The organism is Bradyrhizobium sp. AZCC 2262, assembly GCF_036924535.1.
Lineage (GTDB): Bacteria > Pseudomonadota > Alphaproteobacteria > Rhizobiales > Xanthobacteraceae > Bradyrhizobium.
The window spans coordinates 3,359,338-3,385,889 of sequence record NZ_JAZHRT010000001.1; the positions used below are offsets into that span (position 1 = coordinate 3,359,338).

General features: G+C 60.6%; 36 protein-coding genes, 1 tRNA gene and 1 pseudogene. 23 read left to right on the forward strand and 15 right to left on the reverse strand.

All coding sequences use genetic code 11. From position 1 onward, the window contains the following. The first annotated feature begins 74 nt into the window (after positions 1-74). The 4 genes from V1283_RS15890 to V1283_RS15905 all read left to right on the forward strand — a co-directional run bounded on the left by V1283_RS15890 (position 75) and on the right by V1283_RS15905 (position 5,348). Positions 75-977 carry a CHAD domain-containing protein gene (locus V1283_RS15890; RefSeq protein WP_334387401.1) on the forward strand — a complete coding sequence of 301 codons (903 nt, stop codon included), beginning with the start codon at positions 75-77 and terminating at the stop codon, positions 975-977. A gap of 134 nt (positions 978-1,111) precedes the next feature. Continuing rightward, complete coding sequence (locus tag V1283_RS15895; RefSeq protein WP_334387402.1) at positions 1,112-1,945, forward strand: universal stress protein; 834 nt, start codon at positions 1,112-1,114, stop codon at positions 1,943-1,945. 164 nt (positions 1,946-2,109) lie between these two features. Next, complete coding sequence (locus V1283_RS15900; protein WP_334387403.1) at positions 2,110-2,478, forward strand: hypothetical protein; 369 nt, start codon at positions 2,110-2,112, stop codon at positions 2,476-2,478. Between the two features lie 176 nt (positions 2,479-2,654). Then, complete coding sequence (locus V1283_RS15905; RefSeq protein ID WP_334387404.1) at positions 2,655-5,348, forward strand: bifunctional acetate--CoA ligase family protein/GNAT family N-acetyltransferase; 2,694 nt, start codon at positions 2,655-2,657, stop codon at positions 5,346-5,348. A gap of 63 nt (positions 5,349-5,411) precedes the next feature. Here V1283_RS15905 and V1283_RS15910 read toward each other — a convergent pair whose 3' ends face one another. From V1283_RS15910 to V1283_RS15925, 4 genes are all read right to left on the reverse strand, one after another. Further along, positions 5,412-5,759, reverse strand: coding sequence for a hypothetical protein (locus V1283_RS15910; RefSeq protein WP_334387405.1), 348 nt, complete (start codon positions 5,757-5,759; stop codon positions 5,412-5,414). After that, a tRNA-Ser gene (locus tag V1283_RS15915) sits at positions 5,732-5,821 on the reverse strand. Before V1283_RS15915 ends, V1283_RS15910 begins: the two co-directional genes overlap by 28 nt. A 78-nt stretch (positions 5,822-5,899) precedes the next feature. Then, positions 5,900-7,132 carry a tyrosine-type recombinase/integrase gene (locus V1283_RS15920; protein WP_334387406.1) on the reverse strand — a complete coding sequence of 411 codons (1,233 nt, stop codon included), beginning with the start codon at positions 7,130-7,132 and terminating at the stop codon, positions 5,900-5,902. Then, positions 7,129-7,614: a hypothetical protein gene (locus V1283_RS15925; protein WP_334387407.1), complete on the reverse strand. Its 486-nt coding sequence runs from the start codon at positions 7,612-7,614 to the stop codon at positions 7,129-7,131. Before V1283_RS15925 ends, V1283_RS15920 begins: the two co-directional genes overlap by 4 nt. 29 nt (positions 7,615-7,643) lie before the next feature. On the opposite strand from V1283_RS15925, the gene V1283_RS15930 reads away from it, so the two are divergent. The 16 genes from V1283_RS15930 (at position 7,644) to V1283_RS16005 (ending at position 14,972) form a co-directional block, all read left to right on the forward strand. Beyond that, complete coding sequence (locus V1283_RS15930) at positions 7,644-7,844, forward strand: helix-turn-helix domain-containing protein (RefSeq protein WP_334387408.1); 201 nt, start codon at positions 7,644-7,646, stop codon at positions 7,842-7,844. A gap of 10 nt (positions 7,845-7,854) precedes the next feature. Then, on the forward strand, positions 7,855-8,130 hold the full coding sequence (locus V1283_RS15935; protein ID WP_334387409.1) for a transcriptional coactivator p15/PC4 family protein: 276 nt from the start codon (positions 7,855-7,857) through the stop codon (positions 8,128-8,130). Then, entirely contained in the window at positions 8,127-8,582 is a 456-nt protein-coding gene (locus tag V1283_RS15940; protein WP_334387410.1) for a hypothetical protein, read from the forward strand. The genes V1283_RS15935 and V1283_RS15940 overlap by 4 nt, the downstream gene beginning before the upstream one ends. Next, positions 8,582-9,832, forward strand: coding sequence for an AAA family ATPase (locus V1283_RS15945; RefSeq protein ID WP_334387411.1), 1,251 nt, complete (start codon positions 8,582-8,584; stop codon positions 9,830-9,832). Before V1283_RS15940 ends, V1283_RS15945 begins: the two co-directional genes overlap by 1 nt. Before the next feature lie 263 nt (positions 9,833-10,095). After that, positions 10,096-10,404 (forward strand): hypothetical protein, encoded by a 309-nt coding sequence (locus V1283_RS15950; protein WP_334387412.1) that lies wholly within the window; start codon positions 10,096-10,098, stop codon positions 10,402-10,404. Beyond that, a complete protein-coding gene (locus V1283_RS15955; protein ID WP_334387413.1) occupies positions 10,401-10,766 on the forward strand; it encodes a hypothetical protein in 366 nt (121 codons plus the stop codon). Before V1283_RS15950 ends, V1283_RS15955 begins: the two co-directional genes overlap by 4 nt. A gap of 20 nt (positions 10,767-10,786) precedes the next feature. Continuing rightward, positions 10,787-10,942 (forward strand): hypothetical protein, encoded by a 156-nt coding sequence (locus V1283_RS15960; protein WP_334387414.1) that lies wholly within the window; start codon positions 10,787-10,789, stop codon positions 10,940-10,942. A gap of 11 nt (positions 10,943-10,953) precedes the next feature. Then, a complete protein-coding gene (locus V1283_RS15965; protein ID WP_334387415.1) occupies positions 10,954-11,730 on the forward strand; it encodes a hypothetical protein in 777 nt (258 codons plus the stop codon). After that, positions 11,727-12,212: a hypothetical protein gene (locus V1283_RS15970; RefSeq protein WP_334387416.1), complete on the forward strand. Its 486-nt coding sequence runs from the start codon at positions 11,727-11,729 to the stop codon at positions 12,210-12,212. Before V1283_RS15965 ends, V1283_RS15970 begins: the two co-directional genes overlap by 4 nt. Next, on the forward strand, positions 12,209-12,409 hold the full coding sequence (locus V1283_RS15975) for a hypothetical protein (protein WP_334387417.1): 201 nt from the start codon (positions 12,209-12,211) through the stop codon (positions 12,407-12,409). Before V1283_RS15970 ends, V1283_RS15975 begins: the two co-directional genes overlap by 4 nt. Positions 12,410-12,423: 14 nt before the next feature. Continuing rightward, complete coding sequence (locus V1283_RS15980) at positions 12,424-12,759, forward strand: hypothetical protein (RefSeq protein WP_334387418.1); 336 nt, start codon at positions 12,424-12,426, stop codon at positions 12,757-12,759. A 32-nt stretch (positions 12,760-12,791) separates the two neighbouring features. After that, the gene (locus tag V1283_RS15985; protein ID WP_334387419.1) at positions 12,792-13,112 is read left to right on the forward strand and encodes a hypothetical protein; all 321 of its coding nucleotides are present in this window, start codon (positions 12,792-12,794) and stop codon (positions 13,110-13,112) included. 11 nt (positions 13,113-13,123) lie between these two features. Further along, positions 13,124-13,534, forward strand: coding sequence for a hypothetical protein (locus V1283_RS15990; protein WP_334387420.1), 411 nt, complete (start codon positions 13,124-13,126; stop codon positions 13,532-13,534). Positions 13,535-13,844: 310 nt separating this feature from the next. Further along, a complete protein-coding gene (locus V1283_RS15995) occupies positions 13,845-14,105 on the forward strand; it encodes a hypothetical protein (protein ID WP_334387421.1) in 261 nt (86 codons plus the stop codon). After that, a complete protein-coding gene (locus tag V1283_RS16000; RefSeq protein ID WP_334387422.1) occupies positions 14,102-14,713 on the forward strand; it encodes a type II toxin-antitoxin system HicB family antitoxin in 612 nt (203 codons plus the stop codon). The genes V1283_RS15995 and V1283_RS16000 overlap by 4 nt, the downstream gene beginning before the upstream one ends. After that, the gene (locus V1283_RS16005; RefSeq protein WP_334387423.1) at positions 14,706-14,972 is read left to right on the forward strand and encodes a hypothetical protein; all 267 of its coding nucleotides are present in this window, start codon (positions 14,706-14,708) and stop codon (positions 14,970-14,972) included. Before V1283_RS16000 ends, V1283_RS16005 begins: the two co-directional genes overlap by 8 nt. A gap of 14 nt (positions 14,973-14,986) precedes the next feature. On the opposite strand, the gene V1283_RS16010 is transcribed toward V1283_RS16005, so the two are convergent. From V1283_RS16010 to V1283_RS16030, 5 genes are all read right to left on the reverse strand, one after another. After that, positions 14,987-15,283 carry a hypothetical protein gene (locus tag V1283_RS16010; RefSeq protein WP_334387424.1) on the reverse strand — a complete coding sequence of 99 codons (297 nt, stop codon included), beginning with the start codon at positions 15,281-15,283 and terminating at the stop codon, positions 14,987-14,989. Between the two features lie 151 nt (positions 15,284-15,434). Continuing rightward, entirely contained in the window at positions 15,435-15,677 is a 243-nt protein-coding gene (locus V1283_RS16015) for a hypothetical protein (RefSeq protein WP_334387425.1), read from the reverse strand. Positions 15,678-15,750: 73 nt separating this feature from the next. Next, positions 15,751-16,014, reverse strand: a complete 264-nt coding sequence (locus tag V1283_RS16020) for a hypothetical protein (RefSeq protein WP_334387426.1) — start codon at positions 16,012-16,014, stop codon at positions 15,751-15,753. Positions 16,015-16,470: 456 nt separating this feature from the next. Continuing rightward, positions 16,471-17,115: a hypothetical protein gene (locus V1283_RS16025; protein WP_334387427.1), complete on the reverse strand. Its 645-nt coding sequence runs from the start codon at positions 17,113-17,115 to the stop codon at positions 16,471-16,473. Between the two features lie 1,393 nt (positions 17,116-18,508). Next, positions 18,509-18,682, reverse strand: coding sequence for a hypothetical protein (locus tag V1283_RS16030; RefSeq protein ID WP_334387428.1), 174 nt, complete (start codon positions 18,680-18,682; stop codon positions 18,509-18,511). Positions 18,683-18,835: 153 nt separating this feature from the next. On the opposite strand from V1283_RS16030, the gene V1283_RS16035 reads away from it, so the two are divergent. After that, a complete protein-coding gene (locus V1283_RS16035) occupies positions 18,836-19,315 on the forward strand; it encodes a hypothetical protein (RefSeq protein ID WP_334387429.1) in 480 nt (159 codons plus the stop codon). After that, a complete protein-coding gene (locus tag V1283_RS16040; protein ID WP_334387430.1) occupies positions 19,312-19,668 on the forward strand; it encodes a hypothetical protein in 357 nt (118 codons plus the stop codon). The genes V1283_RS16035 and V1283_RS16040 overlap by 4 nt, the downstream gene beginning before the upstream one ends. An 826-nt stretch (positions 19,669-20,494) precedes the next feature. Here the strand turns inward: V1283_RS16040 and V1283_RS16045 are convergent. From V1283_RS16045 to V1283_RS16065, 5 genes and pseudogenes are all read right to left on the reverse strand, one after another. Then, positions 20,495-20,740, reverse strand: a complete 246-nt coding sequence (locus V1283_RS16045) for a hypothetical protein (protein ID WP_334387431.1) — start codon at positions 20,738-20,740, stop codon at positions 20,495-20,497. 232 nt (positions 20,741-20,972) lie between these two features. Then, a complete protein-coding gene (locus V1283_RS16050) occupies positions 20,973-21,554 on the reverse strand; it encodes a hypothetical protein (RefSeq protein WP_334387432.1) in 582 nt (193 codons plus the stop codon). A gap of 782 nt (positions 21,555-22,336) precedes the next feature. Next, a complete protein-coding gene (locus V1283_RS16055; RefSeq protein WP_334387433.1) occupies positions 22,337-22,528 on the reverse strand; it encodes a hypothetical protein in 192 nt (63 codons plus the stop codon). 256 nt (positions 22,529-22,784) lie between these two features. Next, the gene (locus V1283_RS16060; RefSeq protein WP_334387434.1) at positions 22,785-23,180 is read right to left on the reverse strand and encodes a hypothetical protein; all 396 of its coding nucleotides are present in this window, start codon (positions 23,178-23,180) and stop codon (positions 22,785-22,787) included. Positions 23,181-23,208: 28 nt separating this feature from the next. Next, positions 23,209-23,394 (reverse strand): annotated as a pseudogene (locus V1283_RS16065) (formylglycine-generating enzyme family protein); the annotation flags it as partial. 1,103 nt (positions 23,395-24,497) lie between these two features. Between V1283_RS16065 and V1283_RS16070 the strand changes: the two are divergent. Further along, positions 24,498-25,421 carry a septal ring lytic transglycosylase RlpA family protein gene (locus V1283_RS16070; protein ID WP_334387435.1) on the forward strand — a complete coding sequence of 308 codons (924 nt, stop codon included), beginning with the start codon at positions 24,498-24,500 and terminating at the stop codon, positions 25,419-25,421. A gap of 60 nt (positions 25,422-25,481) precedes the next feature. On the opposite strand, the gene V1283_RS16075 is transcribed toward V1283_RS16070, so the two are convergent. Further along, positions 25,482-26,426, reverse strand: a complete 945-nt coding sequence (locus tag V1283_RS16075; protein WP_334387436.1) for an alpha/beta fold hydrolase — start codon at positions 26,424-26,426, stop codon at positions 25,482-25,484. Positions 26,427-26,552 lie beyond the last annotated feature (126 nt).

Below are 26,552 nucleotides of genomic sequence, written 5' to 3' on the forward strand. Positions count from 1 at the left end.
ATGCCTTGTGGACATCGGAACAGTCGCTGCGTGGCGCCCGTGTTTCGTTGCTTGAGGCCGGGCGAGTCCTGACGATGAGCGCAAGTCCAGCCAGAACCTCCAGCCGGCGCAAGGCCGCCGAAGTGGCGGGCCTTGATTGTGCCGCCGCATTCCAGAAGATGGCGCTCGATTGCGTCGCGGCTATCAAGGCCCATCACAGCAGCGCGTGCGCGGGCGATGCCGAGGCCGTGCACCAGATCCGGGTCGCGATCACGCGGTTGCGTGCCGCCGTGGCGTTCTTCGCGCCGATCGTGGTCGATGCGGAATGGCGGCGCCTGAAGCAGGAAATCGCCTGGCTGAATGGCTCGCTCGGCCCCGCGCGTGACAGCGATGTCGTTGTGGAATACGCGCGCCGCAAGCGATACCTCGCATGGTCGCAGCGCATGATCGGTGAGCGCCTCGATCAGCGCCAGATACGGGACCACCGCCGCCTGGTGCGATGCCTGCGCTCCGTTCGTACGCAATGCCTGATCACGGCAATGACGGGCTGGATCAGGCAAGGACTGTGGCTGGAGCGCTACAAGCGGCGCAAGGATGCGGAGGCTCTGCGAGCCTATTGCGCGGGCGAACTCAGCCGGTGGCACAGGCGGTTGGTGCGCAAGGGCAGGCGCCTGAAGACTTTGGGTGCATCACGCCGTCACGGGCTACGGATCAAGGCCAAACGCTTCCGCTACATGCTGGAAGCCCTGAGGGAAACCGTCTCGCTGCGGAGCCTGGGCGAATTCCATCGCCTGCACCGGCCGGCAAAGCGATTGCAGCGTGCATTGGGCGACATGCGCGATATCGAGCGCTTCGCCGGTCTTGCCAGCGGACCGCCACAGGTCGAAAATGGCAAGCGCGATAGGAAGCATCCGCCGGGCTATCGCCATCGAAGGGAAAAGCTGCTCGACGGCGCCATCGCGGCTCATCGTGACCTCAAGCACGCCCGAGCCTGCTGACGTCGCCGTTTGCTTACGCAGCCGCCCGGCATTGTCCGAGTTTGACATGCCTCAATTTCGGCCAGCCGTCCGTCGGTTACCTTCGCCGGGAGCAAGCCGGCAGCAAATCCCCTCGAACATTTGGGAGAATGGCGATGTTCAGGAACATTCTGGTTCATATTCCCTCCGAGCGTCCGGCCAAGCCGGTAATTGACGTCGCTGTCGCGCTGACCATTGCGCGCCGGTCGCATCTCGATGCCATAGCCATCGGCTATGAATCGATGAGCGCCGCCGGGATGCTTGTCGAGGGTGCCGGCGCCGGCGTTGCCGCCGTGATGGGCGCCGAACAGGAGCGCGCGCAAAGGAGCGCGAGCGCCGCGATCGCCGTGTTCGAGATCGAGGCCAAGCTCGCCAAAATCGCCTACGGCACCAGGATCTTCGCGGCAATCCCCGCCGAGGCCGGGCAGACCATCAGCGCGCTTGCCCGGCTATATGACATGACGATCGTGCTGCAGCCGGAATCCTCGAGGGCGAGCTACGACAATGAGGTCCCGCAGCACATCCTGTTCAATTCCGGTGGGCCGATGCTGATGGTTCCCTATATCCAGAAAGGACCGCTCGACGCCAACCATGTCGGCATCGCCTGGGACGGCAGCCGCCTTGCGGCTCGCGCGTTGCGCGATGCGATACCGTTTCTGATGGGCGCGAAGGCCGTGACCGTGATCGCGGCCAATGAGGAGGCGAGTGAAGCTTCCTCCGACCAACTCGTCGCGCATCTGGGCCGGCGCGGCATTGCAGCCCGGGTGCAGCGGCTGACGACGGATCGCAGCAAGATTCAGGGCGCCATTTTGTCAGTCGCGGCGGAAAGCAATATGGGCCTCCTGGTGATGGGGGGATACGGCCATTCGCGATTGCAGGAGCGCATTCTGGGCGGTGTCACGCGCAGCATGTTCGACAGCATGACCGTGCCGGTGCTGATGTCGCACTGATCGCGGGTGCGCAGGGGATGTGACCTTTCGTCCCGGGGAGTTCCTTGCGCTGCAGTTCTTTGGCTGCGGCTGCGGTCGCAATGACGCCAGTTTGATGCACCTCAATGTTCGGCCCGACGCCGGTCGATATCCTTTCGGCGGAAACTCGGAAATCGGAGATTGTCATGTCAGAGCTGTCTGAGCGGGCTGCTTCCGGTTCCTTTCCAACAGCCGCGAATGCAGAAGCGGAAGCCACCAAACTGAACCAAAGCGCGCTGGAGTTCATGCTTGGCGCGCAGAAGATGATGCTCGAGGAACTGGTGTTCTTCGGCGATGAGATGCTGGAGCGTACGCGGACCGAAACGCATCTGTTCACGGAGTTCGTCACGAAGATGGCCGGCGCGCAATCCGTCAGGGACATCAGGGCGATGTGCCAGGAATGCGGCCAGCATCAGCTCGACTTTTTGCGCCGCGACACCGAACGGCTGTTCAGGCATGGCGAGCGGGTGATCGCGGCCACGTCGAACCTGATCAGTGGCCGCGTTCCGAACTGATCGGCCAAATAGTCAGGCGATTACATTCGTCACTGATCCCGACGAGTTCCCCGGCCGGGGCACGATTTCTCACGCGCGGGGACCGTTCCGACGCTAACCTGTCGCGCAGGGGTCACGTTGCGCTGAACAACTGCCTGGGGGCTCACAGAAGGCCGCGACCTGCGTACCGGAGAACGATGTCCACCTATCGCCTGAAGAATTTGCTTTCGCCGCATTCCGTCGCGCTGGTCGGGGCCAGTCCGCGCCATGGCTCGGTCGGCCGCGCCATTCTCAACAATATTCGCAAAACCCGATTCAAGGGCGAATTCGGCCTCGTCAATCCGCGCTATCACGAGATCGACGGCGTCGCGACCGTCGGCAGCATCGCAAAACTGGCTTTTGCGCCGGAACTCGTTGTCCTCACCGCGCCGGCCCGCACCATCGCAGGCCTGATCGATGAGGCGGGCCGCCGCGGTGCGGCGGGCGCCGTCATTGTCAGCGCCGGGCTCGGCCATGGTCCGGGTTCGCCGGCGGATGAAGCGGAGCGCGCCGCGCAAAAATACGGCATGCGGCTGATCGGCCCGAATTGCCTGGGCATCATGATGCCGGGCGTCAGTCTCAACGCGAGCTTTTCCGCACACATGCCCGCCGCGGGAAATCTGGCGCTGATCTCGCAGTCCGGCGCCATTGCCGCGGGCATGGTGGACTGGGCGGCCCAGCGGGCCGTCGGCTTTTCCGGCATTGTTTCGATCGGCGACCAGCTCGATGTCGATATCGCCGACCTGCTCGATTACTTCGCGCTCGATGAAAGAACCCATGCCATCCTGCTTTACATCGAGGCGATCAAGGATGCCCGCAAGTTCATGTCGGCGGCGCGCGCCGCCGCCAGGATCAAGCCCGTCGTGGTCGTCAAGTCAGGCCGGATGGCGCAGGGCGCGCGGGCGGCTGCAACCCATACCGGCGCGCTGGCCGGGGCTGACGCCGTCTACGACGCGGCGTTTCAGCGCGCCGGCATCCTGCGCGTGTCGGACTTGCGCGAATTGTTCGACTGCGCCGAGACGCTGGGACGGGTCAAATCGCCGCCCGGAAAGCGGCTGGCGATCCTGACCAATGGCGGCGGCATCGGCGTACTGGCGGTTGACCGGCTGGTCGAGTTGGGCGGCACTCCCGCCGACATCTCCACTGCGGCCCGCGAGAAGCTCGATGCGGTGTTGCCTCCGACATGGTCGAAATCGAACCCGGTCGATATCGTTGGCGACGCCGATCCCGCGCGCTACGCCGCGGCCCTCGAAGCGTTGCTGGCCGACGCGAGCAATGACGCCGTGCTGGCGATGAATGTCCAGACGGCGATCGCCCGTGCCGATGACATTGCAGCGGCCGTGATCGGCGTGGTCGGGAAATATCGCGCCGAGCGCCGGATGTTGCAAAAGCCCGTGCTGGGGGTCTGGGTCGGGGCGGACCAGTCGATCAGCGACTTGCTGAGCGGGGCGGGAATCCCGAACTATCAGACCGGCGGCGACGCCGTCCTCGGCTTTATGCATCTGGTGCGCCATCGCGAGGTGGTGGAGGCGCTGGCGCAGGTTCCGCCGGCGATGCCAAGCGAGTTTGCGCCCGATACGGACACGGCGCGGCAGATCGTTACCGCGGCGCTGGCCGATGGCCGCTCTTGGCTCGATCCGATCGAAGTCAAACGGCTGCTCGATGCCTATGAGATCGCCGTTGTGCCGACCTTCGCCGCCGCCGATGCCGAAGAGGCGGTCGCCCGTGCCAATGCACTGTTTGCGCAGGGTTCGACGGTCGTGCTTAAGATCATGTCGCGCGACATCGTGCACAAATCCGATGTCGGCGGCGTCGTGCTCAATCTCACCAGCGCCGACGCGGTGCGCAAGGCAACCGCCGAGATTCTCGCGCGCGCAGAAACGTTACGGCCGGAGGCGCGGATTTCGGGCGTGATGGTGCAGGCGATGGTGGTGCGGGCGAAGGCGCGCGAGCTCATTCTCGGCCTCGCCGACGATCCGACCTTCGGCACCGTCGTCGTGTTCGGCCGCGGCGGAACGGCGGTCGAGATCATCAACGACAAGGCGCTGGCATTGCCGCCGCTCGATCTGCAACTGGCGCGCAGCCTGATCGAGCACACCCGCGTCTCGCGGCTGCTCCGCGCCTATCGCGACGTTCCGGCGGTGAAGGAAGACGCCGTCGCGATGGTTCTGGTCAAACTGGCGCAGATGGCAGCCGACATTCCCGAAATCCGCGGGCTCGATATCAACCCGTTGCTGGCCGATGAAGCCGGCGTGCTCGCTGTCGACGCCCGCGTCGTGATCGGGCGCGTGGCGCGGAAGTTTCGCGGTTCGGGCCCGGCGAATTTCGCCGTGCGGCCTTATCCCTCGCAATGGCAGCGTCACATCGAGGTCAAGGACGGCTGGCGCGTATACGTTCGTCCGATCCGGCCCGAGGACGAGCCGCTGATCCACGAGATGCTGAAGCACGTCACGATGCAGGATCTGCGGCTGCGGTTCTTCGCCCCGATGAAGGAGTTTTCCCACGAATTCATCGCCCGCCTGACCCAGCTCGATTATGCCAGGGCGATGGCCTTTGTCGCATTCGACGAGGCGACCAGCGAACTGGTCGGCGTGGTCAGGATTCATTCGGACTCGATCTATGAGAGCGGCGAATATGCGATCCTGCTGCGATCAGACCTCAAGGGCAGGGGGCTCGGCTGGACCCTGATGCAGATGATCATCGAATACGCGAAATCGGAAGGGTTGAAAGCCATCTCCGGTGACGTTCTGGCCGAGAACACGGTGATGCTCGCGATGTGCCGAAGCCTCGGCTTCGAGGTGAAGTTGGACCCGGTCGAACACGACATCTGCAATGTCAGGCTGGGGCTTTGAGTCAATCGAGACGCCATTCTCCACGGATGCAGCGGACGTCGCTTTTGCGTTTGCAAATCTGGTTCAACCGGCCGCGCTGCGATCGGCGGTTTGGTATGGCCGAGCTGCGGCAAGTCGGCGCCCCAAAGCGATCATCGGCTTTTCAATGTGCGTCCACATTCGCAAGGATACCCACACACAAAATGCGAGATAGGCAAAGCGCAATGACTCGGCGGACCAACCGGGCCGGCTCGGCTGTGACAAAAAAATAATTGCGACCGCGAACACGAGAACGAACAATCCAGCGCTGTCCGTATCGTCCCAATCGGTGCGCGCGTTCGATTGATGCAGGCTTAATCGTCTCACGACAATATCAAGCAAAATCAGTGCTTTAACTAATGTTTTGGCGGAAGGGGTGGGATTCGAACCCACGGTACCCTTGCGGGCACGCCGGTTTTCAAGACCGGAGCCTTAAACCACTCGGCCACCCTTCCGTTACCGCGAAATCAAGCACTTAGCCGGCGATGGTGCCGAACGCAATGCGAACATGGACCCAGGTTGGACCCAACACGTCACGAACCGAGAAAACCTGACGCGAGTGCGCTGATGGCCGCGGCGAGGGCGTCGTTGGCCTGCTTCGTCCGTCTACGCTTCGTGTAGTTTCTCAACAGCACCGCCGGATCGTCGCCGATGCGCTGCGCCACGGTATGCACTGGAATGCCGGCGTCGAGCAAGGCCGTCGCATGAATTCCCCGCAGATCATGGAAGCGTGTGCTGCCAAAGCCGATCACGCCGGCCCGGCGAGCGAATTCCTTGGAGAAGTTCCGAGGGTTACGCCACGCCGTGAATGAATAATCTGAGCCGGGCGAGGGGACGGCCGGGAACATCAGCGCGCCCTCCGGCAGCCGCACCAGTGCCGGTATGATGTCGGCGCCGTCGGGAACGCCGGCCACGATGCGCAGGTGGCGATTCTTCTCGGCGAGCAGTAGCGCGAGCGTGGTGTCGTCCAGATCGACCGTGCGGCGGCCGCGGGCCGTCTTGGGGCGCTTCCGCCGGACACCATGCTTCTTCGTTTGCTCGAGTGTCCACTCGATCCGAAGCGTTTTCTTCTCGACATCAAGGTCGACCCAGCGCAGCGCCAACAGCTCGTTCCGGCGCGCGCCGGTGGCGGCAGCCAGGGCGATCACGGGATAGAGGGACGAGGCCGAGAAGCCGGCAATCAATTTCGCCAAGTCGGCCTCGCTGAGCCCTTCGCCGATCAGATCAGCGTCATCATCCTCGTCGAGTTCGCGGACCGACGGGATCTGCTTCAGCGAGTCCATCGGGTTGGCGACGATCAGCTTGGTTCGGAAGGCCGTCGCCATGCAGGCGCCCAGGACGATATGCACGTGGTGCTGCGTCCGCGGTGAAGGGCCATCCTGCTGCTTTTCCATGTCAAGGTAGAGTTGGTCGATCTCGCCCGATCGAAGCTGCTGCAGCGGCCGGGCGCTCAGCTTGGGGATAACATGGGTGCGGAGCAGCTCGCTATAACGTTCCAGCGTTCGCTCACCAACCTTCGCCTTCTTGCGGCCTGGCGCACCGGCGTCCAGCCAACTCAAGATCCACTCGCCGACGGTGATCTTGTCTGGCTCGACATGCTGGCCCGCATCGCCAGCGCGCACGAGCTTGCGCAATTCCTTGCGCGCCTCGGTGAGGGTGCCGCGGAACGTTTTTGTGTGACGCTTGCCGGCAACACGGTAGCGGAGCCGAAACACGTTCTCGCCGCGCTCATCAATGCCACCTTCGCCATGTCCTCGCTTGGTCATTGCTTCCCTCCGGTTTTTCCCTGCTCGTACTCGCGAACCTCTTCGACGTAGCTGTTGAAAATCACTTCAGCGGCCTGATTGGGATCTGATTTCAGAGTGGAGGCCTCAGCCGTTGGCGCGGGCTGAGCCTCGAACAGCAAGCGCAGCGTCTCCAGGAAAACCTGATGGGAAAGACGATCTGAATGCCAGTCCGCCCGAGTTGCTCTCCGGACGCGCCGTGCAAGCTCCTCGATTTGACCACTTAGCCTGACGAGATGTTGATCGCGCTGCTGGTCAATCTGCTCTTCGAAAAGCGACCGATACAAGCGATCGCGAATGTTCTGGGAAAGATGCGGCTGCATCACTTTGATCCACGCTTTGGGCAACCGGACGGCGACTTGCTCGGTCTCAGCGGCGATGGGGGGTCGTCCTCGTTTGGCTTTTTGCATACCAAAATCCCACAATAAAACGATATTCAAATCACAAACTACCAAATAGACCATGACCGAGCAATCCCAAAAAGGCGGATGTCATGGACAACTCACCGGTTCTTCTTCCCCCCAAGTTTGACGGGCGTGCGACGTTCTCTGTCGATGAATTGCCGGAAATCTTCCCGATTTCCCGTGCCGGCGCCTACGCAGCCGTGGCTAAGGGTGAAATCGGTTCAATCCGGATTGGCCGTCGCATTGTGATCCCGCGCGCCGTTATCGAGCGCATGCTCACCGCGGCCTGAGGAGAGCGTCATGGGGAAACGCCCTCAACTCGCCGAACCGGTTGAAGTCTTCAAAGACTGGATCAATCGAAGGCACGATGCCCTCGTCGTGAATTTGCAGACCTTCAACGGCAGCAACCTCGTCGACCTCCGCAAGCACGTGATGGATCGCGACGGTTGCCTGAAGCCGTCGACGAAGGGCATCGCCGTGAGCGTGCGGCGGCTGCGCGACCTGCACAAGGCGCTCGGCAGGGCCGTTGCAAAGGCAGAAGAACTCGGCCTGATCGACAAGGACAGCGCCGAATGATGGATGCCGCAACCGAATTCGCAGAGTGCTGCGGTTACCAGCGCTGGTTCGTCGACGAGGGATGGGTCAACATCCAGACCGCGGTCGACAATCTGCAACTGCTCGCCGAATGCGCTGGCTATGTCGACGAACTCGGCCAGGACGAATGTCAGCGCTTGATGTCGGAAGCCTTCGCGCCGGCCGTCGAGCTACCGTCCGACTACGCTCGGCAATTGGTGATGCAGTGGGAATTGAATGACCCCAGGGACTCGTGGAGGTGGACGGGTGAGTTGCCGCCCAAGCCCGAGCCGCAGCCCGAATGGCCGGCGCGAAGGCCCTACAAGACGCCGGAGGCAACCATCAACGCGTTCAACTATGTGATGGCCCTCGGCGATCCTGACCGCTTAGCAGCGTGGCTACGTAACCATCCGGACGACGCGCCGGCGCTCCTCGATACACTGGAGGCTGCCTGATGTTGAGCGCGGCCAATCGGGCTATGGCCCTTCAGGTGTTCGAGGATCTTGGCTTCGCCCGCGTGCCCGACGGTCCAGCGGACGAGCCGCCACCGGTCGACTCGTTCGAGGCTTACGGAGCCACGCCAGCGGTTGACGGCGCCGATGAAGCCCCGTTCTTGGAAGAAACGAAGACCGCGGTGAATCTGCCGTGGCTCGACATGTCCGAATGGGACGGTAGGCCTATCCCAGAGCGCCAGTGGGCGATCAAGGACCGGGTGCCGCTGAAGCAGGCCGGCTTGTTTTCCGGGGAGGGCGGCACCGGCAAGAGCATTATCGAGCTCATGAAGAATGTTGCCCATGTTACCGCGAAGGACTGGCTGGGCACGCTTCCCGAGCCGGGACCCGCGTTCTACCTCGGCGCCGAGGACGACCAGGACGAAATCCACATCCGCATTGCGGCCATCGCCAAGCACTACAGCGTCACGTTCAAGGACCTGATCACGGGCGGCCTGCATGTGCTCCCGCTGCTCGGGCAAGACGCCACGCTGTGCGCTGCCACCAAGGGCGGCAAGGTGGAGGTAACTGGCCTCTATCGGCAACTCTTTGAGGCGGCCGGCGACATCAAGCCCAAGAACATCTCGATCGACACGCTGTCGCGCGCCTTCTCTGGGAATGAGATCGACCGCGTCCAAGTCTACGCCTTCGCGATGCACATGCAGGCCCTTGCCAAGATCGCAAACGGTTCGGTGACCGTCCTCAGCCATCCCAGCCTTCAGGGCATCAATTCGGGATCCGGCTTGTCCGGCTCAACGGCTTGGCACGGCGCCTTCCGCTTCCGGCAATACCTCAAGGCGGCCAAGAGCGAAGATGGCGAGCAACCGGACAACGACCTGCGGGAACTTGAGTTCAAGAAAAACCAGTACGGCCCCCGCGGTGAAACCATGGTGCTGCGCTATCAGCGCGGTCTCTTCCTGCCGGAGGGCGGCGCCTCCAGCCTCGACAAACTGGCGCGCGAAACCAAGGCCGAAGAGGTATTCCTCGACCTGCTGCGTCGCTTCACCGGCCAGGGCCGCAACGTCAGCGCGACGCCAACGGCACCCAACTATGCCCCCACGGCATTCGCCGACGACCCGGACGCCAAGCGGCACGCTTTCCGAAAGGCTGATCTGAAGGACGCCATGGCCCGCCTATTCAGCGCCGACAAGGTCCACATCGAGAACTACGGCCGCCCTTCGCGACCCGCCTCCCGACTGGCGGTGAAACTATGATTTACACCGTGCAGCTACCGTGTTGCTCGGGTGTAGCTACGTGCAGCTACCCGTGTAGCCCACTCCTCTGCCTACCCATAGGCAAGCTGCACGCCTGCACGCGTGCTGCACGCTTGCCCCACGGGATAGGCAGTCGCACGAAGCGAAAAGGACCTCGTTATCGGCATGCATGCAGTAACAGCGAGGCCAACGCCGTTTGCTCGTGCATTATGCATCCCCCTGGTCGAGAGGTTACCTCGTTACTAACGGTTACGACTGGGTCCATGGTTGGGTCCAAGACATCGGCACCGATCAACGATCGCGTGCAAGATCAACCGATTGACCACATCTCGGCACCGGTTTGCGAATTCGGGGAAGGGCTTTATGGGCGCAGCAACGCAACTCTAGACGTTTGGAATGCGCGCGCGCGCGAGGCAGATGGTCATATTGCCCTGGGAAAAGACCCGGCGGGAGTGGGGTGGCAGGAAAAATGGCGATCGATTCCGAAATTCATGTGCTCTCAAAATTTCGCGGCGATTTCTAAGAATTCTTGTCCATCATCCGCAAACACCGTCGAACATCCGCTGACATGAAACCGCGCCTGATAACTTCTCGGGAAGAGTTGTTGCAGGTCGTGCGCGATCGGCAGGACTCGATCAACCTGTCGCACGAGGTGCTGGATTTCATCAGCGGGGTCCAGCCGGGATATAGCGCCAAATTGCTCGCCGATCCGCCGATCCGAGGCTTTGGCGAGATGTCGCTGAAGGCGGTCCTAGATGCGTTGGCGTTGCGGGTCGCATTGGTCGTCATCGTAGAAGACCCGGACATGGCGGAACGGATGGAAGGCCGCTGGAAGCCCAGGAAGCGGCCCGGGGTGAGGCGTAAAGCACTGCGGTGCGTTGATGGAGACGCGCAAACAGTGTCCGCTGTCAGTCATCCGACGAAGGAGGACTAGTTACAATGTCGAACACGAAAATGATTGGCGCGCGCATCAAGCCCGATCTCGAGGAGAAAATCCGCGAAGCAGCCGCCCGTGAACGTCGCGGCGTATCTGATTGGATTCGCTGCCGGTTGGAAGATGCGGTGGCCTCGCGATCTGCGGCCGGCCAACAGCACAGCGAAGCGGCGTGAGGATCCTGACCATGTTCCGCAAGAAGTCCGGCGAGGAGAATGCAGTGCAATCGGCGACCAAGCCCGATGAGCAGCCGGTTTTGCCTGCCAATACCGCGCGCGCGCCCGCCGTCAGCGAAAGGCTCGATTGTGCTCTCGGAATTCTGGCAGAGCTCGAGGAGCAGGTCGCGGAATTCGCGCTTGAGGCTGCCGAGCGGAAACCGGGAGGGGCTGAGAAACTGGCAGGGCACCGCGCCAAGATCGATTCTGCCAAGACGGCTGTGGATGAGCTGCGCGCGGCGCACCGTCTGGCTGCGAAGCTCGATCGCCAAGCAGTCGCCGCGGGCGCCATCGCCATGCGTGCCGAGCAGATGGCCGCTTTCAAGAGCTACGTGTCCAGCCGCGAGAAAGCGATGAAGCGCTCCCTTGATCATGCCGCCGAGATGGCCAGGGCGTTCGCTGAATTTTCGGTTTTGACCGAAGCAATGGTCGGCGTTCTGCCAACCGGCACCAATTTTCCGACGATGACCATGGGCGAGAACGGACTGAGCGGCAATCTGCTGAGCTCGTGCGAGAAGCTGCTGCTGGCGGAGATGTATCGCCTTGGCGAGGCCAGCAACGGCCGCCGGGCGCCATTGCCATTCGCAAAGCCGCAAGTGGTCTCGTTGCGCGACGTGCCGGGGGAAATTCCGCCGGGCATCGAAGTGCTGAAGGTCGCACACCAGGCGATGCTCCACGATATCGAACAGCAGGTCTCCCGCTTGGATTCGGAGCAGATGGACGCAGCAACCCATGGGAAAGCGGCATGACAGAGCAGCAGCAGCAGCAGACACCACCGCCGGCACCGACCGCGACCGATGCGCAGAACCAAATGAACGCGCTGACCGCCGACAAGGGATGGGTTGACCGCTTCCTCACCGCCGATCCCGCCGCGCTGAAGGAATTCAGAGCCCTTACTGGCGCAATCGTTGATGGCGGCAGCGCTGCCGATGTCGTGGCGTCAATCATGGAGGGCAAGGCGCCTGACTTCGGCAACAGCGAGCAAAGGCAGATGGCCAGCTATGTCGATCACGTTCGCGAACTCGGAATTTCCGATGGAGTCACGAAGCAGTTTCTCAGCGGACAAAAGGTCAGCCCCGCGGAGTACCAGGCCGTTGCCAACCTCAAGCGCGAGCTGATGGGCAGCGCCGAATTCACGAAGGCCTATCTCGGAGGGGACGTAAAAGCGAAGCAACGCATGACCACGATCAACCAGGTTCTTCTGAACGGCGTCAAGGTGGAGGGAGCATGATCTATCAGGTAGACGTCGTAAATCCGAAGACGAACGAGGAGCAGACCATCACGGTCGAACTCACGCCCGAGCAGAACGCCGAGGCGCGAGCCTGCGCGGATTGGGTGTCGAAGATCTGGTCCCTCGCAACGTTACCGGCTGGCTTCATGCCGATCGGCACCAGAACGCGACCGCTCCCTCTCACAGCGATCAACTGAGGAGTCTGGAAACCATGTCGAGCCTAACAGCCCACGAGAAGGCGATTTTCGGCGAAGCCCCCGAGCGCTGCCCGGAGACCGGCCGCGCGTTCGAGACCGGCTTTGGCGCGCTGTCGAAAGAGCAGCAGACCGCGAGCTTCATTCGCGACCGCGACCGCGCCGGCGATATGCCGATTGATGGCGAGGCATGCCCGCAAACCGGCCGCGCGTTCGAAGTGGGCAGCGGCGCGCAGACCAGGACATTGCAGACCGCGCGCTTTCTGCGGGAAGAAACCAGCGAAGTGAAGCCGAGTGCGAATTCTCGTGTTCGGCGCCCGCTCAACCTGATCAAAGACGCAACCGCATCGTAGCGCCGCCGAACGAGCAGCAAAGGGCCATCTGAATGGCGATCCTCTACATCACGGAATATGCGGAACTCGGGATCGGTCCCGCCGGTCGCGTCGGCCAGATGCCGAAGGAAACTCCGATCGCTGAGCAGACGGTCGCGATCGGTGGCGCCAGTGTTCAATCGGCGGCTTTCAACGCCAAGACCCGCTTCATCCGCGTTCACACCGACGCAATCTGCTCGGTGCTCCTCGGCACCAACCCGACCGCGACTGCAACGACCGGCCGCATGGCAGCGGGGCAGACCGAATATCGCGACGTGTCCGCCGGCATCAAGACCGGCACCGCATTCAAGATCGCCGTCATCACGAACACGTAGGGAATAAAAGCATGATCAGCCTCAACAATTTGAACGCGCCGGCCATAAGCGACGACTTCGGCCGGCTGACCGCGCTGGCGGCGTTCTTCAGCGATTCTAAGGCTTGCGCGGCGCGGATGGCAGAGATTCAGCAGGCCACCGACGCGGCCAACGAGCTGATTGCCAAGGCAAGCGAGATCGAGGCCGCGCACCAAAAGCAGCGAGAAGCCATCAAGGCGGAACGCGCCGCACATGAAAAGCAGATTGCAGCCGACCGGGCGCGGTTCGATGGCGAATGTGCCAGCCGAGCCGCGCAGATCAAAGACAGCGAGACCGCGATTGCCAGGCTGCAGGCGGCAACCAAGGCCGAGCGCGAAGAGGCGGCAAGGCTTACCGCGGATTTGCGTTTGCGCGTTGAACGTGTGCGCTCTGCGGCTGCATAGGCGTCAGGATCGCCCCCCAAGGGGATGGAATGAGAGATCATCCCCGGGCTGACCCGGCGCGGACCCGCAAGCCAGATCAGCAGCATTGCCAATTTTTTAGATTCGGGGGCAGGCGCGACACATTCGACCAAAATCAACCAGTCGCCGATGTAACCCGCCTCGGGGTAGCTCAGAGAACACAATTATTTCAATATGATAAGCGGAAAGGGCCTCCTATGGTTGTGCGACGAGGGCGGGGCAGCTATGTTCGGGAACTAGTTGTTTGTTTACCATCTCCTCCTAAATTTGATATCACCTGTAGTAGCGCGCATTGTCGAGACGTGCAAAACTCATCCAATCGGTTTTGGATAATCCGAAAGATGTTCGGTTTGCTGACGCTTGCAAAGTCGCAGAACTCATTGGCTTTACAGCATTTGACCGCAGCGGTTCGCACAACGGTTACGCGCGCCCAGGAGAAATCGAACAACTCGATTTTCAGGACAGGGGCGGGAAGATCAAGCCCTACCAAGCCAAGCAGCTCTGTAAGATGATCGATAGATATTGGGACTGCGAGAAGGATCAGCCAAGATGAGCGAGAACCTTCGGTATTCCACTCAAACTTTTTTTAGTGAAGAGGATGGCGGCTTTATTGCGGTTGCGCCGGACCTCCCCGGCTGCAGCGCCTTCGGCGACACCGCCGAAGAAGCGGTCCATGAACTGCAAGATGCGATCTGGGCCTGGATCGGCGCCGCGAAAAAGGCAGGAAATCCGGTGCCTCCCCCCGCGCCGCACCGGGCCGAGGAACTTCCAAGCGGAAAAGTTTTAGCGCGTCTTCCAAAGACACTGCATGCGCAACTCATCGAGCGCGCAGCTCGCGATAACACGAGCCTAAATACCTGCTTAGTGATGCTGGTTACGAGGGGGCTAGCAGAACAACCCCGCCGCCCTGATGATTTGATCCAGAATGTTTGGCAGGGAACAGTGGGGGTAGGCTCGTCGGTCGTCATAAACGCTCCGACCAGGTTTTTGAAATCTTGGATCGAAGCTCATACAGGCGACAATTTCCACGCATTTTCCGAGGCATCCTCGAACACGCTGGTTGAGAAGGTCGATGAGGTTGTGAGAGGCGGATCCGTGCTGAACTTGTACAGGTTGCCGGCAAATAAGCCCGTTATTTTCGCGGACGATGACAATGGCTGACGCAACGCAGTACGGATTTAGCGTGATCGAAACGACCGAGGCGTTGATCAAGGCGCAGGGAATCCACGAGGGAAAGTGGCTGCTTTCCGTAGAGTTCACCGTCAGTATCGGGTTGATGGGTATTGCATCGGATGACGCGCGGCCCGGCGCAATGATTGTTGCGAACAGCTTTCAACTAACGAAAGCTCCAGACCAAGGCGCGCCGTCGAAGCTGATCGTTGACGCAGCCAAGGTTAACCCGGCGAAAGTGAAGGCCTAGCTTCATGACGGAGCTCACTGGTCGCGCTTTAGCTTCCGTTTCCCCCAATGCGGTTCTTTGCGGTCGGAATTGAACACCCGCTCGACATGACGGTTCAGCGCCTTCATGATCCCGATCCGCGCCAGCATAGGATCACCTCCGCGGACGCACAACATCAGCACCTCGATCGCCGTTTGCCATTCCGGCAGGGCGGATTCCTTCTTCGGCAACTTCATGATGTAGTCGGCCGCATCCTTCATCGTGAGCAGCTGGCGGCCGTCGGGCAGCGGTATCGGATCCTCGAACTTGCGCTTCCAGCTTTTGTCAGCCATCAGCCGCCAGCATCATTTGATTACCGGCGGCTGGCCGAAATGTCGGTGGGGCATTTGTGGCCGCAGCCTAACGGCTGAACTGACGACCGCCATATGGTGAGGGAAATCAGAATGATCACGGTGACAACAAGCTTGACCAGAATTTGGTTGCTCATACGCCAGCCATGTCCCAGGGCCGCTTGTTTGGCCACTCCAAAATATCGGCGCCGTGGTGGCCGCAAGCCCCGCAGACAAACTTGGGCTTGATATCGGACAGGCACACACCATCGGGCCAGCGTTCAGCATTGATGACGACCGAATAGGGGCAACCGTAATCACCGCAGCAGACGATCACCCGGCGAGGGCCGTCGTTTGATAGCATCTCCCCACGAGTGATTTTCTTTGGTTGCTGCATGGCGGTTACTAAGCGCGCCGGCCGCTGGATCAGCAACCAGCCACAGATTGCGGCGCCAGCCCGTTCGCCTCAATTAGGCGAAGAGGTCCGCGCCGGCGGCGGTAAACTTCACGTAGGTTCCGGATTCGTGCATCACAAGCCAACCGCGCGAAATCGCGCGATCGAGGCCAGCGCTGTACTCCGCGGGCGTGCCCTTGTCGCCAAACAGGAACGGGCCGTTGAGCTTCTCGATATAGATGCGGCCATCCTGAAACGGTTCGAAGGCGTGCGAATGCTCCAGCAGGCGGCGCGCGGCCTTCTCCGGATCGGCGAAGGGTCGGTCGGTGGTCAGTTTCAAAAGCTGAGTCTCACGTTTTCCAATGCTTGGTGAATGGCACGGCGTGGCCGGCCCTGTCATGCCAGTTTGGCACGATGTTCACAGAACCGGCGATGCCGCATTGCTTGCAGACGAGGCGCCTACCGACCACCGACCAAGGCAGGTCTTGGGGTAGGGTGTCGAGCCGGACGTCGACCATGCGTCGATCGCAATTACTGCCTGAACACTGGATGTTGCAGGTCACGTGACCGTCAGCAAGCCATTCCGCCGGGCCGCCGGGTGGGTATCGTCCTCTCCAGGGTGCATGTCGCTGCGAAGCCATGGCGGATGATTCCGCGGCCGACGACAATGCGCAAATTATCAATCCGTGGTGGATCGGAACACCGGGCAGCTACTGCCAGTCGGGATGTTGAAGTAAGCGAGGGGCGCGAGATCACGCTTACTATCGGATGCATCCAGGCGAGGAGCGGTGAGACGTCATCTGGGCAACCGCGCTACCCCGGGCGGGGGCTCATCGCTCAGGTGAATGCCATTTTCGGGCGTTCCGGCAGGCCAAGTTAATATGATATGGTGCTCGCGGCCGCCTTTCTCAAAAATCAATTCCGTCGGCCGCCGAATGATACCAGTCCACGGACCTTGATTTACGTTAGTTGTATCGAACAAAAGCTCAAGCTCGAGCCCTAACAGCGCGATCCGCACCCCCGAAAATATCTTTGCGGCGTCATCTGAGAGGGGAGATACGACGACACTCCACGCGGTGGTCATCGCGGACCCGATGTGACCTTTGAAATAGAGGCCGCCTCTGTCGTCCCAAATACCTTCAAAAAAAGCGCGCCTGATCTTAATCAAGTCGATAGTGTGAGTTTCGGACAGTCTAACTTTATCTTTTGCCGCGATGGAGAAGTACATTCCACATGCGACTTTAAGCATCCAATATTCCAGCGCGGTGCCGCTCGCGAGGTGAAAATTTGGTTTTCGCGACGTCGAAGAGCGTTCGAGATCCGCCAACGCCTCCGTAAGAGATCGAAAAAAGCTACCGGCTTCTGCGTCCAAAGGCGAGAGTGCTTCATTATGGCGCTTGCATAGGATCTTGGACGCGAGGTTATCAATCGCAAGGTCCATGGTCTCATCCAGAGCAAGCCACGGCACACCGGAAATGAGGATCGAGCTCCCGAGTTGTGCAAGCACGTTGGCAGAGACATAATGTTCGCGTGAGATGTCCTCGGAGCAATTACAGGTATCTCGCAGATAACAGCGGGGATGCGAGAAAGTAGTGAGCCCGCCGGGCGGCTGGTGAGACTTAACCCGCTTCCGCAGCTTCCCGTCGCTTTTGTCCAAGCAACATGAAGCAATCATCCAGCCACTTCGACATGGGCAAAGGTGGGTGGGGAGCAACGTGCGTTTTTGCGCTTTGACGTTCAAAGTTTTGCATCATATGGACGGTGAGCCGCAGGACCTACGACGCGCTTCAGTGTTCAGCAACCGCAGAGCGAGGGCAAGGGGACCTGCCACGACAATGAGCGGGGATTGTCCCTCTTGAGAGATTGACGTGTCGCGACTCAGGCTCTGCATCTGCCGGCGCAGTGAGGCTTATGGTCGTGCAGCGTTAGGTTTCCCATCAGCCGAGCGTTGAGCGGATGTAATTTACGATGCCGCGGTTCAATCTTAACCTAAGCAAAGTTTCATTTGCTGCCTTCCGCACGTCGCCGACGGTTTTAGCTCGGCGTCGGCGAGGGTGCGTCGTACGTTCCAAAGGAAGTCGAATCTGCTCGATTGGCGCGTCATTTGGAATTTCAGATGTCGGATAGAGCAGCATGGTGCGCATCTATTTTGCCTTCACACTCAACCTCAGCTCTACAAGCCGGCCGATGGCTTTCCGGTCGGCGTTTGCGATCCCAGCCTACAGACTAGGGGCAGCGGCTGTATAGATAGGTTTGGCGTTTACCGTCCAACAGGGTGGTCCGACTTAGCTTGCCGTCCGACATTTCGATGTATTCTTTGTAATCGTATTCTTCTCCTTCTGCGGCACAGCGGAGCAGGAGGTCAAATCCAGCACCCCGCCTCGTTATCTTTTTGATGGAGCAGTGGTTCTCCATCCCAACGAATTTGGTACCCGAATAGCTTAAAAGTCCTTCGGTCTCTCCTGGCGCGCCCTTACAAGCCTTGACGTTCCCCGTGAACCACTTTCCCGGCCAAGAATTAGCGCCCTTACTTCCCTCCTGTACAGATTCCGTTCCGCATAAGTGCCAAGTCATCTCGGCTCCGATCTGGCCTCGCTTTCCATAACAGCGACCTAACCGTTCAAGCCGGGTGCTATAGCGCTCTCGTTCGTCGCAAGCTGCCTCAGTCTTCGGAGAGTCTCCCGAACCGCCGCGGCATCGCGAATTTGCCTCATACCAGAGCTCGATCAAGGTTCGACTTGGTTCGGACTTTTCTTGTGCGAGCGCACCTCCAGGAATTGTTGTTGCAATGATCATCACCGCTGCGATGCTAACGTTCTTTTTCACGTGATACCTCACGTTTTCCCCTTCGTCTTCTTCGCCGGCTTCTCTTCTGGATCCTTCGTCTTCACGGTGAGCCCGAGTTCGACGAGGCGACGGGTCGCGGTGGCGAGCGGTGGATTGTCCGGCTGTTTTTTCGCCCAAGCCTTGATCGCATGCTGAAAATCTTCCGTCATGCGAACGCCCACCAGCGGTGCAGTCCCGGTTGCCGGACGGCCCCGCATTTTACGATTATCGTTTATTGACTTCTTCATAATTTTACGATTATCATAAATTCGAGCCGAGGGGAAGCTGACACTTCCGCCCCGGCTCTAACCCGAGCCACGAAGGATGCAACCCAAATGACCCAAGCTGATCGCGTGCTTAGCACGCCACCCACAAACACGTCTGCACTTCCCGCGGATCCAACGCGGCGGCACTTACTCACCATCGCTGCCGGCGGCGCCGCTGCCGCTGCTATCCCCGCCGTTGCACTGGCGCTCACGCCTGCGATCGACCCGGTGTTCGATCTGATCGAGGCGCACCGGCGGGCCAATGTCGCTCATACGGACGCCCTGACGCTGCAGAACCAACTGGAGGTAGCCCACGATCCGGACGCATACTTGGTTTCGGAAAAGCCGTGCGACGACGAGAACGATGCCTTCGAGGCATTGGTGACCGCATCCGCAACCACACTGCCGGGTCTGATCGAGTGGCTGGACTACCTCCAGAAGCTGGGGAGCGAGTTCGAGACGGAATGGATGATGACGGACCGTACGTGTGCCGCGGTTCTGGTCGATAGCTTCGTGACCTCCCTCAAGAATATCGGGGTGCGGGCATGAGCAACCGCAAAGCCAAACCCTCCAAGCTCGCGCTCACCCGCCGACGGAATGCGACACGCCGGCTAAAACAGCGTCGGTCGACGCCGGCCGGAAGGCTCGCGGAGGACGGCTCAACCAGCAAAGAAGCCATGCGGCGCAGGATCCTTGCCCTGGCCTATGAACGGAAGTTGCCGGAGAAGGAGTTCGCCAAGGCGCTGACGTGCCAGACGTTTCACGTCGCCGAATTCGCCGAGCGCCACCGCCTTAGTTTTGACTGGCTGTACTTCGGCGATTTGAAGGGACTGCTGTGGATGACGAACGATCGTAGGGCGCGAAGGGTCATGACGGCGACCAGCATGGAGACCGACTCATGAGGCACCGGCGCCGATCGATGAGGGAGCGCCACCGGCAGCGCCTTGCGGCACACGCGAGACGGCTGCGGCGGTGACGACCACGGGCGCGGGGCTTCAGCGCTTTACCTTCCAGGCCGTCCGGCTCACCACCGGGCGGCTTTTTCATGCCCGCCGGTTCACGCTGGCGGGCCGTTTCGCCCTCGTGGTACAATCGCATCAAGGCGGGGCGAAAACATGAGCAAAAGAAAACAGACCAGACTCGAAAAGATCGTAGATCACGATCGATACGCCGCATTAAAGCGGGTCGAGATGCTCTTCTTTTTACGATGGCTAGAGAAGCATCGGTTCGTGCGGTTTGCCGCCGAATACTACGCTAAGAAGTTCATGTAAGGCCGCTTCAATTGGCGGCCTCTTTCGCGTCCACCGCGGACTCGTCCATGCGTTGGCGCCGATCACACCGAAAGCTTAACCGGTAGTTTTCCATAAATCCCTCCGGCGCGCGCTTGTGAGCGCGCGCTGGCTCTTCACGCGCTTCGGTCCGGTCTTCAGTAGTTGTAAGAGCTAAGGATAGACGCTGCTCCACTGAGCATCACTCCGATACCCGAATACAAAGCTGCACGGCTATTGATCTCGCCGCTGCGTTGGGTCTGCGAATGCATGCCAAACATGGAGATCCCACCCGCCGGAATTCCCGGCGGTCGATCGACCGCCAAGGCCGCTGGATCAGGCGGCGGAGCGGATGGTCTTGGGTCTGCTGGCTTCACGGTACTAGCTCGCCACCACTCAATGGCTGATGCGAGACCGGCGAACAGCGCGAGGACCGCAAACAGTAGTGATGCCTTCATAATCAGTACCGCGGTGTCCGCGTGCCGACTGCGCCGGTGTACGGGTTCACATTGCCGGTGGCGCTGTAATTGTCGCGTTGGGTGCTGTTCGGATTGGTGGCGACGTAGGGCTGCACATAGGTGCCAGAGTTCGTGGTGTGGCCTTGGACGCTGTGGCTCCGCGAATTCGAGCCCGTGCCGCTGAGATATTGCGCTTGGGCGGCGGTCGCGGCCAGCATCAAGGCTGCAGCCAAAATGATCTGCTTCATTCCCAGTCCCTCCCCAATGGTTTTACTTGGGGACGGACACAATCACGCGTGGAAGGGATTCGCAACACCGTAGAATTCCGGCTTCGTCCGCGCTAATTGAAGAAGTGACCACCCATGCGCCGGCGCCGATCATATCAAAAGCGCAACCGGCAACGGCTTGAGAGCCACGCTAGGCGACGGCGATAAGGGGGGCCGTGAGTTGCGCGTCCCTGCGTTACTCGTCGAGATTAAATTAACAGGGCGGATAGCTGAGCGCGCGCGAGATATCTTGCTCGCTCGGTGCCTTGGCGTCCTCTCCGGGAATAACATTGTCGTCCAGCCAATGGCCACTATTCTCCGGCTGCCTTTTCCACACGCCGTTTATTTGTTGGAGAGGCCATTTATAGTCGTATGCAGCACGATCCGCCCACGCAGGGACATCTTTCCAAGATCTCCAGCACGGCTTTGCTGCAAGAGCTTCGGCATGTCTTGCATAATAGGTGCGATAGGCTTTCACCTTCACTCCAACAAACCCTTTCCAGGTCAGCCCATTAAGTTTGTCAGCATGCGATAGTCCCTCTTCATACAGCTCCCAGCTGAAGCCGTCGAATTGCCACAGACTCTCACTCCACGGGTCGCCCATACCTGGAATCGGGCCGACTTGTCTTCGTGAGAATACGGACCCGTCCTGTCTGATCGTAAACCGATCTTTTATGAACCGATCAGCTTCGGGTTTGGCTTTATCTTTCTCGCCTGATGACGCCTCGCTCGTGGCGAGCGTGAGGATTCCAAGCGCACAACCCGCAGCTAGAAAATTCCTGATCGATCGCGCCATGGTCTGAGCCTTCAGCGACTTCTCGCGCCCGCTAGAAGAAAACACGACGATAACCTAGTCCGCAACTGGACGTCGTGCCGCAGAGAATCCTGGCGCGGGGGCTTCGGCCCGGCACCGGTATAACGGTAGTTGTGACATTACCACGCAGCCACCGATTGAACTGGCGTATCTTTTCCTGAACTAACTACAGCGGGAATTATCCCGCCTCAACACGGGAGAATGGCATGTATCGCAAATTCTCAGTGGCCGTCTCAGCGCTGGCGTTACTTGGTCTAACAACCACGTCATCCCAAGCTCAGATCAGCACAAGCACGAGCGGCAGTGTAAAGGTACCTGGCGCCGGGGTTAGCGCTGCCCATGGGACAGAGGTAGGCCCAGGCGGCGTTTCAACCGGAACGGTCGGTTCGGCAAGGGTCCCGGGGGGCAACGTTAACGTTGGCCATGGCACCGAAATCAAAGTGCCCAAAATAAAGAAGCCGAAGATTCGGCTTTAGTAGATTTAAAATAGAGGTCGCCTTGGTCGGCGACCTCTTCTGTTCAACGACTTGCATAGCTCGCTGAGAGCTTTGGCTCTTACGCGGCCGAATGCTCCACCTTCTGAAAATTTGAGGGGCGTGGGAAGGATTCGCAATGACGTTGAATCCCGGGTGGCCCGCTTTGCACGGTTGGGCAACGACGCAGACTCGCCCATGCGCTGGCGCCGATCGACCGGCATATGACAGCGCGCGGCGGGCGGACGCACCAGCGGGCTTCCCTGAGTCATCCAGGGGGCATGGCGCCGGTCAGTCAATGCCGCTGCCGAGCTTGTTGACCTTGCCAGAGACCACCACGACGCCGGCCACCAGAGTCAACAGCGCGACGACCGCCAAGACGCCGAGCACGAGAAGGGCAATCGAGCCGCCGTCATCCAAGGCCACCGCCGCCATTGCCGCGTCATCCATGACGCCGCCGCCCATGATCCAGCCGTCATCCATGACGCGTTCTCCCGCGAGTTCGCTTGGACCCAAAATTGGACCCAAACTCGCGGGAACAGGACGATACGGGATAGAATGAGCAGGACAGGCGAAGTCCTAAAGCCCTGAAAAAACAAACGCGATAGACGCTATCGGTTTAGACGATACACGCCCATTCGTCTTTCAAGACCGGTGCCTTAAACCACTCGGCCACCCTTCCAAACCAATAATTTCAGTCGCTTAGCCCAGCCTGTTGCTGAACGCAATGAGCCGGACTTCATTGGATCAGGTCACGATCGAACAATTGCCGTGTGCTCGATCCATCGACATGGTTAGCGATGATACGAAGCTGAGCCCCGGCGCCGAGTATCTCGAAGAAAATCTTGTCGTCCTTGGCGCCCTCCCGCCACCGCCCCGGTTCGTCCGCCCACACCACGCGATTGTCTTCCAGCCGGCATCGATAGGTCCAGACGAAATTGTCGATCGGCCGCACGTAGATCAGCACGACGACGCCGTCGGCGGCGTCGGTTGCCTGAACGAGTTTGGGATCACGGCCCATGATCGAGGCGATCGCCGTTCGGCAAATCGTCTTGGTTTCGAACGGCGGCTCACCTGACGCCGGCGCCGCGGAAGCAAGCAGAATGGAGAGCGAGGTCAACCGAGAAACGAGCATCCGCAATTCTCCCGAAACACTTCCCATATTAGCCCGGCGTGAGGGCTGCGACGATCATTCTTCGCAGAGGCGGCCAGCTCTGATCTTCCACCACGAGCCGAAAGCCGAGGTTGGCCGGCGGCACGCCCGCGGCGCAGCCACCTGTGCGGGGATCCCGGATGAAATCGGTCATGTAGGTTCGGTGCGCGCCCTGCACGACGCGAACGCCGCAATTGGTGCCTTCATCATGACGGTGGCGGGGTTGGCCAGTTGCGCAGCCCTTATCGCCGTGTTCGAAATCGTCGCCGCGAACTCGCGCCGGCAACGGAAGCGCGCTGGCCGGTCGCAGTCTTAACGTGCCAATCGACCCGCGGATATCGAGTTACAGCCGTGCAAGTCCCCACGCAGGCTCTTCGAGACAACCGCCGAAAGGAGCGGCTGATTGCATCCGCTCCCGCAATCGGCAGTACCGGGCTGATCCGTCACCGGGAGAAATAACGTGGCTCACGTGCACGTTATATGAAGCACTTCACGCGCTGGGAAAATCGTGATCACACCATTGGCCGCAAATGCGCTCGCCGGCGGTTCGTCGGGTGGGATGATGCTGGTTCCGACCGGGATCGCATTGTCCCGGCGCCGTTGCCGCAATTGGAGCGGAAGCTTGTCTAGCCGAACACGACAACCAAAAGGCTCGAGCACAAGAGCACGAAGCTGGCCGTTGTCAGGGCAAGAAATCCGTTGGAGACAATGTCGTAGTTGCGCATGAGACACCTACCACTCAGATGCTCGTCCGAATTTATTAAAACTTTCCGAATCTCTGGCCGGAACTGCCAAGCCATTCCTCTGTCCAAGGCTCGGGCGGTTGCCCGAACCCCTGGGCGTCAAAACTCAAGCTCTGGAACGATAGCCTTCAAATGCATGGGCAAGAAAAATGCCTGCGCTCACCAAACCCATCACCGCTGTAACTGTCTCGATCATCGCACAAATCCTTTGCGCCCCCGCAATCCACAGAACGACTCCATCGTTGCACAGTCAAAAAGATTCACAGGCCCGAATCGCAGATCGGTCGTGAGTGATGATTTGCTGCAACAGATTGTCCGAAAGCGGCACAGGATGGCTACGACGAAGGGCGCATACACCGTGAATCGAGGCGCCGCGCCCCGTAGATCAACGGATGCGCAAGGCAACCATTCATTCACCACGCGGGAGCAGACCCCATTTCCGCCGTGTTCCGGTTGCGATATCTTCACGACGTGATGCGGAGGTGGGTCGCATCGTGGGTAAGGCCGCAGCGCTTCAACGTAGGCAGTCGGCCGCTGAAAATGGTAATTGGGGACGATGGGGATTCGACGGCCAAAAGCGATCGTCCTGGCGGCGCGTGGTACCGTTGCCGTGGCAACGTGCCTTCTCCTTGCCAATTGCGCCTCGTCGGACAAATTCGCCAGCCGCGTCGATCCCAAATACGGCGTCTCCTCGAGCCCTCGCGTGGTGGGATTCGGGGAGCCCGTGCCGAAGGGCGGCGGAACCTACCGCATCGGCAAGCCCTACACCGTCGCGGGCCGGATCTACGTGCCGGAAGAGGATCCGAACTACCGTGCCGAGGGCATGGCCTCCTGGTATGGCGACGACTTCCATGGCCGGCTGACCGCAAACGGCGAGGTTTTTGACATGGCCTCGCTCACCGCCGCCCATCCGACCCTGCCGATCCCAAGCTACGCCCGCGTCACCAACGTTCGGAACGGCAAGTCGCTGATCGTGCGGGTCAACGACCGCGGCCCCTACCACGGCAACCGGCTCATCGACGTCTCGAACAAGGCTGCGGAACTCCTTGAATTCAAAGCAAATGGTGTCGCCCGCGTGCGGGTTGAATATGTTGGCCGGGCACCGCTGGAGGGTTCCGACGACCGCCAGCTGCTGGCGACGCTCCGCACCGGCGAGCCCGCGCCGTCCCCGTCCACGGTCCGGGTCGCTTCGGCCCATCCGTTTGTGCCCGAGATATCGTCGTCTGCGGGCCGGATCCGGGGTGAGGTTCCGATGCCGGAGGGGCGGCCCTATAGCCTCGGCAATACCTCGGCCGACTACGCCTCAATCAACGCGACTTCGGAAATGTCGGCCTCCAGCCGCTCGCGTGGCCGTGCCGCGGAAAACCTGCGCGCCGTGTCCTACGAGAATAACGCCAGCTATACGGCTCCGAGCCAGGGTTACCTGCCGGTCGATCCGCGGGGACCAAGCGAAATCCTCAGCGGGCGTGGGCTGTATTAGATAGCGTTTTCGAGCGAAGTGGCGCCCGGTTCGCGTCAAGAAAACGCGTCAAACAAAAAATCATCCCTTCAGGAAAGCGATCAGGGCGGCGTTGACCTCATCGGGCCGCTCCTGCTGGATCCAGTGACCGGCCCCGTCGAGAATGAGCTTTTGCCGCAAGTTCGGCAGCACGCGCTCCATCTCGTTGACCAGCTTGGCGCCGATCAGCCCGGTAATGACGCCATCCTTCGATCCCGCGATGAACAGGGACGGCTGGTGGATTTGCGCGCCCTGCCACGGCGCGGTCAGCTCCCAGTTGCGGTCGATGTTGCGATACCAGTTGAGCCCGCCGCGAAAGCCGGCCTCCTGGTAGACGGCCGCGAAATAGGCGACGTCGGCCTCGGTCAGCCAGTTCGGCAGCGGCCGATTCGGATCGGCACCGGCGAGGAAGCCCTTGCCCTCCTGAACATATTGATGGGCCGCCGGATCGGAGAACCCGCGCCCGCCCAGCACGATTCGCATCGTTGCCGCGACATCGCATTCGAACTCGGCCTCGGCTACGCCCGGCGGCTGAAAATACTGCCAGTAGAAATTGGTGATGCCGTTTTTCCGCAAGGTTTCGAGCGGAAGGCCGCGTCCGCGGGAAGGGGGTGGAACACTGAGGCCCGCAACCTTGGTGAAGATATCGGGCCGGAACAGCGCCGCGTGCCAGGCCACCGGCGCACCCCAATCATGGCCGACAATGACCGCCTGCTTTTCGCCAAGCGCGGCCACCAGCGCGACCATGTCGCCGACATTGTGGAAGATAGTGTAGACGCCGATTTCGGCCGGCGCGCTGGTCCGGCCGAACCCGCGCATATCGGGGGCGACGACATGGAAACCGGCCTCCGCGATGGCTCCGATCTGGTGCCGCCAGGAATAGGATAGTTCAGGCCAGCCATGGCAGAGCAGCACCAGCGGACCCTGTCCCTCCTCGACAACAAAGAAGTCCAGCCCGTTGGCGGATATAGTGCGTGAGGATGGCATCGCGTTTCCGCCCTGTTTTTCGTATCTTGTCGGGACATCGCAACACCGCCACGATACGTTCCTTCGTCCGGTGCCGCAATCCGATCGACACGGCGGCAAATCCCAAGCCTGTGTTGTTTGCGATAC